The 8,492-nt window shown below is 59.6% G+C and carries 6 protein-coding genes; 3 read left to right on the top strand and 3 right to left on the bottom strand.

Going from position 1 to position 8,492, the window contains the following annotated elements; genetic code table 11:
* Positions 1 to 54: 54 nt before the first annotated feature.
* From EOA60_RS09835 to EOA60_RS09825, 3 genes are all read right to left on the bottom strand, one after another.
* Positions 55 to 441 (bottom strand): Mov34/MPN/PAD-1 family protein, encoded by a 387-nt coding sequence (locus EOA60_RS09835; protein WP_245457098.1) that lies wholly within the window; start codon positions 439 to 441, stop codon positions 55 to 57.
* A gap of 98 nt (positions 442 to 539) precedes the next feature.
* Positions 540 to 1,157 carry a putative metal-binding protein gene (locus tag EOA60_RS09830; RefSeq protein WP_091595799.1) on the bottom strand — a complete coding sequence of 206 codons (618 nt, stop codon included), beginning with the start codon at positions 1,155 to 1,157 and terminating at the stop codon, positions 540 to 542.
* Positions 1,150 to 1,446, bottom strand: a complete 297-nt coding sequence (locus EOA60_RS09825) for a DUF2604 domain-containing protein (RefSeq protein ID WP_024505654.1) — start codon at positions 1,444 to 1,446, stop codon at positions 1,150 to 1,152. Before EOA60_RS09825 ends, EOA60_RS09830 begins: the two co-directional genes overlap by 8 nt.
* 922 nt (positions 1,447 to 2,368) lie before the next feature.
* On the opposite strand from EOA60_RS09825, the gene EOA60_RS09820 reads away from it, so the two are divergent.
* The 3 genes from EOA60_RS09820 to EOA60_RS09810 all read left to right on the top strand — a co-directional run.
* Positions 2,369 to 5,833 (top strand): Ulp1 family isopeptidase, encoded by a 3,465-nt coding sequence (locus EOA60_RS09820; protein ID WP_236387764.1) that lies wholly within the window; start codon positions 2,369 to 2,371, stop codon positions 5,831 to 5,833.
* A gap of 218 nt (positions 5,834 to 6,051) precedes the next feature.
* A complete protein-coding gene (locus EOA60_RS09815) occupies positions 6,052 to 8,082 on the top strand; it encodes a conjugal transfer protein TraG (protein ID WP_127334878.1) in 2,031 nt (676 codons plus the stop codon).
* Between the two features lie 116 nt (positions 8,083 to 8,198).
* A partial coding sequence (locus EOA60_RS09810; RefSeq protein ID WP_128311291.1) for a CopG family transcriptional regulator occupies positions 8,199 to 8,492 on the top strand: 294 nt, incomplete at its 3' end.

Raw genomic sequence — 8,492 nt, 5'->3', positions numbered from 1 at the left:
GACCTGAGATGCCGCCGTGGCGGCGCGATCGATGAAGTTAGCGAATGCCATTGTTCAACTCGATATCATGATCATTCGCGACAGTGCCGCGGGAGGGAGCGCATTCCATTTGGCCTTTTCGTCAAGCCGATAGGCGGCGACCCGAGCAAAATCGAAAGGCTCGCGGGCGAAATTCGGCACCACCAGCGACAGACACCCAACCGTGGTAGCAACCGCATAAGCGTCGTCCGTCGTCGAATGGTAGGCGCGGCCCGGATGGCTGTGAATCTGGGCCAAGAGTTTCAGGCCGCTTTTGTAGAGCCAGACATTGAGCCGGTGCAGTTCTTCGGCCGCAACGATCACGCAAACGCCATCGTTTGTTCGAATGTGACGCTGCGCCGGGATAACCGTCTCTGTTACGGCAAAGTGCCGGTCTTCCTGAACGCCGACCCAAAGTGCCATCCCCTCATTGCCCTCGCGACCAACTGAGCGCAGATGCCCATGCGTGGTCGAGATGCAGCCGCGCGGGAGAGTCACGATCGTTACATCTCTCAAACCAGTCATTCTTGTATCGCCTGAGGGGATACCACCATTCCTACGATTGTCGGTTGGAGTTGAATCTGCAACTGCTCTATAGGAACGATTCCGTACTTGATGATCTTGTCCAGGATGAAGGCCAAACAGCCTTCGCCAGAACCCCGATGAAGTAGCCATGGATCACCTGAATGGGCTGGATTGTCGTGGTATTCCCGGACGCCCGCCATGCACAGGAATGGTTCGTCCTCGGGACTGTTGGCCTGGATGAAGTCCGTCAGCGGCACGGCGTTCTGCTGGATGAGAGCTCCTATCATCTCCGGCGGCGTTCCGGGCAGCGGCGGACGTCTAAGCATTTTCAGGTATAGATCTTTCCGGGCAATCGGATCACGCGTAAACGGATCGACGAAGACCACGGACGGTGGTCTTAAGTCGTAGTCGGTGAAGTCGACCTCGCTCGCTGCGCTGACCACCCGTGGCTTTAACTTGGGGCTGGCGAAAATGAAGAAAGCGCGCGGAAAAGTCGCCTCGATCAAGAAGCAGCCCTGAGCCCGATAGACATCAGCATATGGCCGGAACCGGCCGATCTCCCGATCAAACTTCGCTCGGGAGACCTCCGGATCCACACTTTGGGGTTTAGGCACCTGCGACGCCCGCCTTCAGGCTGAGGAACAGGGTCACAGTATTCGGGAAACCGAAATCGCCAAGCTTCTTGTCGACGTCGAGCAAGTTGCCGGCCTCATCCTTGAATTCCCAATTCTCGGCTGGTTGGGCGACATTCTGCGTGTTCTCAAGGGCTTTGGTACGAATGACGTGAAGCGGCTGGTTGGGATTGGCTTCGACCTGCGTGGGCTGGCCGTTCACCACCACCGTGATCTCGATCTTGCCCGGTCCGCCGCCGTGATTATCGCCCTTACCCGAATCCTTCGACATTGTCCTACTCCTGTGGCTTGCCAACCGCCCCACGCCCTGGCACCCACCTGCGAGTGAGACCGGCGGTCTTCAATCGTTCACCCGGCGCCACGGCCGCGAGTACGCGAAAGACAGGGGATAAGCTACCGAATCGGTGCTTGCCTTCTTTTATGGGTGACTTGAGCCGCAAGTAAATGGTCTCAAATTGCTCCTCACAACTATAATCGATTAGAGCAATGCGAAAATATTGGCGACACGCCTATTCATCTGCTCTCTCACTCGCCTGCTCCGTGCTCGGCAAGGGGAGCTTTGATCTGCGTCACGCGTCCCCAAGCAGCTGATTGCGCCGGCAGCGCCATAGGAACCGTCGTTCAGAGTCTTCACCACTCAAGCACCCGCATGGATGCATGCCGACGCTCGTCTCCACAAAACAGCGCAAGTGGTGCCTTGTTGGATAAGGTCGCCTCGTACCTGGTGCAGCATCTCTCGGAACGCATGCCGCTGCGAGACCAGGCCTCATCATCGCGTCACATAGGAGCTGAAGCTTTCCGGATCGGGTATCCAATCGGCATCCAGTTGCTCGGCGATATGGTTGAATTCTGCCCTCAGGACAAGAGTGAGTAGAGCAGCCCCGCTACGAAAATCCCATCCTGGTTCGTTTGACGCATCGACTATTCAGATTGATTGGCGTGATACCCGGCGCGGCCGCAACACGCGAGGCCGTCAACCGCTGAGCAGAAAACCAGCCTTCGCCTTCCGCGGCGGCGGACCTCGTCAGCCTCTCGAAAGCTTGCCTGAGTAGGTTGCTCATGTGATCTGTGGAAGTGAGGATAGCGTGCACCCGTACAAACTAGACATTCATCGTGGCAGCTTGGCTGCAGGTGCAGCACGCCGTACCGCACGAGCAAGCGGACAGGCCGGCCAAGCCGGTTTTGAGCAGCACTTGGGCGAACTGCAGGCGGCGGACGAGTTGATGGGTGCGCCAGGCGAGGAGGTCCTCGTCAATGGCTCGCATGGTAAAGGTGAGTTGAGACCAACGAAGAGGCAGAGGATCCAAAGCAATCTGCAGCATGCTGTCACTGAGCGGCAACCAGGTGAGGTTGGCAACTCAGGCGCTCGCGTGATGATGCAACTCCCCACCCATCAGGTGGGTACATCGGAACGGGAGGCGCAACTTGTGATGCAGGGGGACGAGCACGAATACACCCCAGCACCGCATCTCGACGGGTCGATGCCCTCGACAGTGCAGCCGGATCGTCCAATTGTGGTCCCCGACGGTGCCGACAAGCGTCCTGTTTATTCCAACGATGCCACCGCCATCGAAGGGCTGAAGTCAGCACTCCTTGCGGGTAAAGCCAGGCCGGACACGGTCACTCGCAGCACAAATTCTCTTTTCGGCTTTAGTCGTTGGCTCTTTCAAAACAACAAGCCAGGGCTTGCTGCTCGGCTTTACCATCCGTCGCTGAGCCAGGATCTCGAGGAGTACGAGAGTAGGGGTGGTTCCTCCACCGTGGCTGGCGCACTGCGTCAATTGATGAAGTCGATGGGCGGAGCCGGCCCGATTGTGGGTCGCGCTGTCCTGAACCCCCATCCTGACGACGCCGCGCTCACCAGACATTTCAGATCCGCGAGCGGCTACGCAACTGCTCTTAACCATTTCAGTCATTACCTACGTCAAAATGACAAGCTCGGAATTGCGGGTCGCATTTACGATAAATCGCTGGATAAAGATGTTGAGAGCTACAAGGCCGCCTCCTCTAATGGTGGAGCTCCGATCGAATCTGCGCTGGTTTATCTCCGCAAGAACCCGCCGCGCGTTATACTCGGGAATCATCTGGAAAACGCGGTCAGCATGGAGGCTCGTCCCCGTGGCGACGCTGCTCAGCATACCGCACCACAGCAGGGATTCGATTGGCCAGAGGAGCTCCTGCCGGTAGGTTATAAGGAGGGCACCGATCTACCATTGTCTCTCGCCCCAACCGCGCACCAACACCAAGCGCCCGACTTTGGAGAGGCCGTCCCTCACTTGAACTGGCGCCACGGCGACCAGGGCGCCCCGGAGGAGCTGGTAGCTGCACGGGACAGGAGCAGCCCGCTGCCAAGCGAGGCGGTGCCACATAAATCTGGACGGGGACTCGCTACGCAGCCCAGATTGTGGGCGGAGAAATCCGCCTCGCCAGAGCTCTTTCGACGGCGGGCGGAGCAGGCTCTGCCGGCGTCCGCCAGAGGTGTGGAGACATCCTCCGCGGTTGATGAAGCCGCGCAGGCCGCTCGCCAAGCTTTGGCTTGGTTGCAGCAGGAGATGGAGGGGATCGAACCGATGCAGGATCCTCATAAGGTGGCTACACCGGAATGTGAGGCGCAGCTCGTCAGGCAGAGGGATGAGCACGAATCCACCCCAGCACCGCATCCCGGAGGTGGTGGGTCGATGCCCTCGACAGTGCAGCCGGATCGTCCAATTGTAGTCCCCGACGGTGCCGACAAGCGTCCTGTCTATTCCAACGATGCGACCGCTATCGAAGGGCTGAGGGCAGCATTCCACGCGGGTAAGGCCAAAGCGAACACGGTCACTTACAATGTAAATTCTCTTTTCGGCTTTAGTCGGTGGCTCCTTCAAAACAACAAGCCAGGGTTTGCTGCTCGGCTTTACCATTCGTCGCTGGATCAGGATCTCAAGGAGTACGAGAGTACGGGTGGTTCCTCCACCGTGGCTGGCGCACTGCGTTACCTCAAGAAGTCGACAGGCGGAGCCCAGATTATGGCTCGCCCTGTCGTGATCCCCTATCCTGACGATGCCGAGCTCATTAGAAATTACAGAGCCGCTTCGACCAAGGAGTACCTGGCAGCGCCTGCGACCGGACGGAATCCAGATACCGTGGGCGGCTATACAAATTTTCTTAGACATTTTAGTCAGTACCTGCGTCAAAATAACAAGCTTGGGATTGCGGCTCGGATTCACGACAAATCGCTGGATAAAGATGTTGAGAGCTTCAAGGCTGTCTCCTATGGTAATAGGCTAAGTATCAGTTCTGCATTGGCTCACCTCCGGGATATCCTGCCGCGCATTGTGCTCGGGCGCGAAACTGTCCTTTCTGCTCATCCGGCAGACGCAGTCACCAGGCGCGTTGGGGCCGCTGCTGAAGCTGGGCCAGCGGCACCGGCAAGAGCTCCCCAACCCGCCTCGCCAGCAACCGCTAGGCTGCCAGGCACCTACCGCGGCCTTCCACTGGTTGATGTGACCACACTGACTACCAGTTCCTCTGGGGCTCAGATCGGGGCGCTCGATCCGACAGCCCCGTCCAACGTTGCAACGGGGCGGGTGCTCGGCGCCGCCGAATGGCTGAGCGACGCCCATATCCAGAGAGATTACAATTTGCTGGAGGGGCAACTGCAGGGGATCAATCCGGCGCTCGCTGCCCGGACTCGGCTGGTGGATCCTTCCGTATCCCATCTACTGCGACACACGTCGCCGCAAGACGCTCGAGGCATATTGCAGTCCATCTATAATCAAAACAACGCCACAGCCGACTTCCTGTTCTTGCCAGTGAATAATGGCACGGCTACTAGCCCCGGCACCCATTGGTCGCTGCTGCTCGTTGATCGCCGCGACCCGGAAAGGCGGTTCGCCTATCACTACGACTCCCTCCAGCGAGAGGGATATAACGACGTGCCTGCAAAACAGCTCGCAGGACTGCTGAATGCCACCTTGGCGCCAGCCCCCATGGCCAGACAGACGAACCATTATGATTGCGGCGTATTTGTCCTGGAGGGCACGTGGGCGCTGGTTGAACGATTGGTGAAAGGGCAGCGGCCAGACCACGAGCCGCTGCCCCTCGACAACCTCGTTGCCGATCGGCAGGCGCTGCAAGACCGGCTAAGGAGGCGCTTGCCGCACGAGGAAGAGCCGCGGCAGCTGCTGGAGGATGAACCCGCCTCCCCACCGATGATGGCATTCGAGCCAGGGGAACTGCGGCAACTGTTGGAAGACGAGCCTGCCTCCCCACCAATGATGGCGTTCGAGCCAGGGGAACTGCGGCAACTGTTGGAGGACGAACCTGCCTCCCCACCAATGATGGCGTTCGAGCCAGGGGAACTGCGGCAACTGTTGGAGGACGAGCCTGCCTCCCCACCAATGATGGCGTTCCAGCCAGGGGAACTGCGGCAGCTGTTGGAGGATGAACCCGCTTCCCCACCGATGATGGCGTTCGAGCCAGGGGAACTGCGGCAACTGTTGGAGGATGAACCCGCTTCCCCACCGATGATGGCGTTCGAGCCAGGGGAACTGCGGCAACTGTTGGAAGACGAGCCTGCCTCCACTTGGGCACAAATCAATTCGACCCCACATGCGCGAGCGGACGGTGTTCATCAGCCAGCCCAGGCGCCGTGGCTCCCTGAACGCAGAAGATAACTTTGCGGAGGAGCGGTCACGCAACTGTCGGCGGCGCCGGGCCTCAGGGTGAATGGAAAGGATGGAGTGGCGGATGGTGTCGCGTGAAGGCGCAACACGCGTGCTGACCGACCTGATACGTAGGAAGTCGTTCATTGCTCCCAAATCGTATGTGAGGAACATTCCTGTCCCGGCTGCGCCGCGCGATGCTAGGTCGCGTTGTTCAGCGGGCCAAGCCGATGACACCTACGAAGCTACTGATCGGGCAGATCGCCGTTGTGTGCGCAATTGTCATTATCGGCGTATGGACGGCAACCCAATGGTGCGCTCAAATGCTGACCTACCAGACGCCTCTCGGCGCACCATGGTTTCTCTTCGCCGGCTGGCCAATCTACAAGCCGTGGAAGCTGTTTGAATGGTGGTTCCACTTCGATGCTTATGCGCCGGAGGTCTTCGACAAAGCCGGTACGCTTGCAGGCGCCAGCGGATTCCTGGGCTGTGCCGCCGCAATCGCTGGCTCGCTTTTGCGCGCGCGACAGCGCGGGTCGGTTACGACCTATGGGTCTTCACGGTGGGCCACGACTCATGAGGTCGAGACGGCAGGGTTGTTACGGCCGGCGGGCGTTTTCCTCGGTAGGCTGAACGATCGCTATCTGCGCCATGACGGCCCGGAGCACGTCATGGCATTTGCGCCGACGCGTTCGGGCAAGGGCGTGGGGCTGGTTGTTCCAACGCTACTTTCCTGGACCGGGTCTGCCATCATTCATGATATAAAAGGCGAAAATTGGCAGTTGACCTCCGGCTGGCGGTCGAAATTCTCGTACTGCCTTCTGTTCAATCCGACCGACCAGAGATCGGCACGCTACAACCCGCTGCTGGAGGTACGCAAAGGCCCAGATGAGATCCGAGACGTTCAAAACATCGCCGACATCCTCGTCGATCCCGAGGGCGCGCTGGAGCGACGGAACCACTGGGAGAAGACCAGCCATTCACTCCTAGTTGGCGCCATTTTGCACGTGCTCTACGCTGAAGAGGAAAAGACGCTGGCCCGCGTCGCCACCTTCCTGTCGGACCCGCAACGCTCGTTTGCCGCAACGCTACAGCGGATGATGACGACAAACCATCTCGGGACGGGGCATAACCCTCAGGTCCATCCCGTAGTGGCCTCGGCGGCTCGCGAACTCCTGAACAAGTCGGAGAACGAGCGCTCAGGCGTCCTCTCGACCGCCATGTCCTTTCTCGGGCTTTATCGTGATCCAACGGTCGCGACGGCCACTTCGTCCTGCGACTGGCGCATCGCTGACCTAGTGGATGGAGAGCGACCGCTGTCGCTCTATCTGGTCGTGCCGCCTTCGGATATCTCGCGCACCAAGCCTTTGGTGCGACTGATCTTGAACCAGATCGGCAGGCGGTTGACGGAGCGCCTGGAGGGGGACCCGAAGAAGAGCCGTAAGCATCAACTGCTCATGATGCTGGACGAGTTTCCGGCGCTCGGTCGCCTCGACTTCTTCGAGACGGCGCTCGCCTTCATGGCAGGTTATGGCATTCGCTCCTATCTGATCGCACAATCTTTGAACCAGGTTTCAAAGGCCTATGGCGAGAACAATGCTATTCTCGACAATTGCCACGTGCGAATTGCCTTTTCCTCCAATGACGAACGCACGGCCAAGCGCATCTCGGATGCCCTCGGCACCGCAACCGAACTTAGGTCGATGCGCAACTATGCGGGCCATCGGCTTGCGCCCTGGCTTTCGCATGTCATGGTGAGCCGCCAGGAAACCGCGCGCCCGCTCCTGACGCCAGGCGAGGTGATGCAATTGCCGCCGTCAGACGAATTGGTCCTGGTTTCTGGGTTGCCGCCGATCCGCGCCAAGAAGCTGCGCTATTATCAGGATCAGAATTTCACAGACCGGGTGCTGCCTGCGCCGGTGCTGCGCGACGGTCCCTATGCGGACTGCCCTGCATCACGCCCGGACGGCTGGACTGGACAAGTGTGCAGCGTCGATAGCCGACTTGCTGCGGACGACGAAAGCGCCGACGCGCCAGTTGAAGACGAGGGAGGCGTTCAGCAGCAACGCCATCCAAGCCTGCCCGTAGAAGACGTTGTTGTCTCTCAAGAGCCCGATCAGGCCGATCTGTTGAAGCCCGCAGACGATGACAGCGAAGCGCTCGCGGACAAGCGTGTCATGGATCGGATTTCCACTGCGGCCCGCGCCTACGGTATCAACGAGGGCAGGGGCGACGACAAGGATGTCATTCCCGGCTTCTGAAGTCCGCTGAGTTGCAGAGCGCATCTCAGCGTAGATAACGGCCATAAGCAATTTTGAGCGTCTGGCCGATCCTTCTCCCGTCGCCGGCGCAACGCCGGGCCGTCGGAACGAGCCGCATGAAGCCCCACCGCATTCGCCATCAGTTTCTGCTTGAGCCGGAGCTCAGCGAGAAACTGGACAACCTCAGTCGCGATCCGTCAACGACCAAATCAGCGATCGTGGCGAAGGCGGTCGAGGCGTTCATCGAGCGGCGTGGCGAGAACGAGTTCGATCGGCGCTACGGCGTAAGGCTTGACCGGCTCTCCCGCGACCTTGCCCACGTCAGGCGCGATGCCGAGGTGATCCTGGAGAGTCTGGCGCTCTTCATCCGCTTTTCGATCACGCTTCATGCCCACACGCCTGTGCCGGAC

Source organism: Mesorhizobium sp. M1A.F.Ca.IN.020.06.1.1, from assembly GCF_004023265.1.
GTDB lineage: Bacteria > Pseudomonadota > Alphaproteobacteria > Rhizobiales > Rhizobiaceae > Mesorhizobium.
Note: the sequence above shows the minus strand (reverse complement) of the source record. Positions and strands in the feature narration are given on the sequence as shown.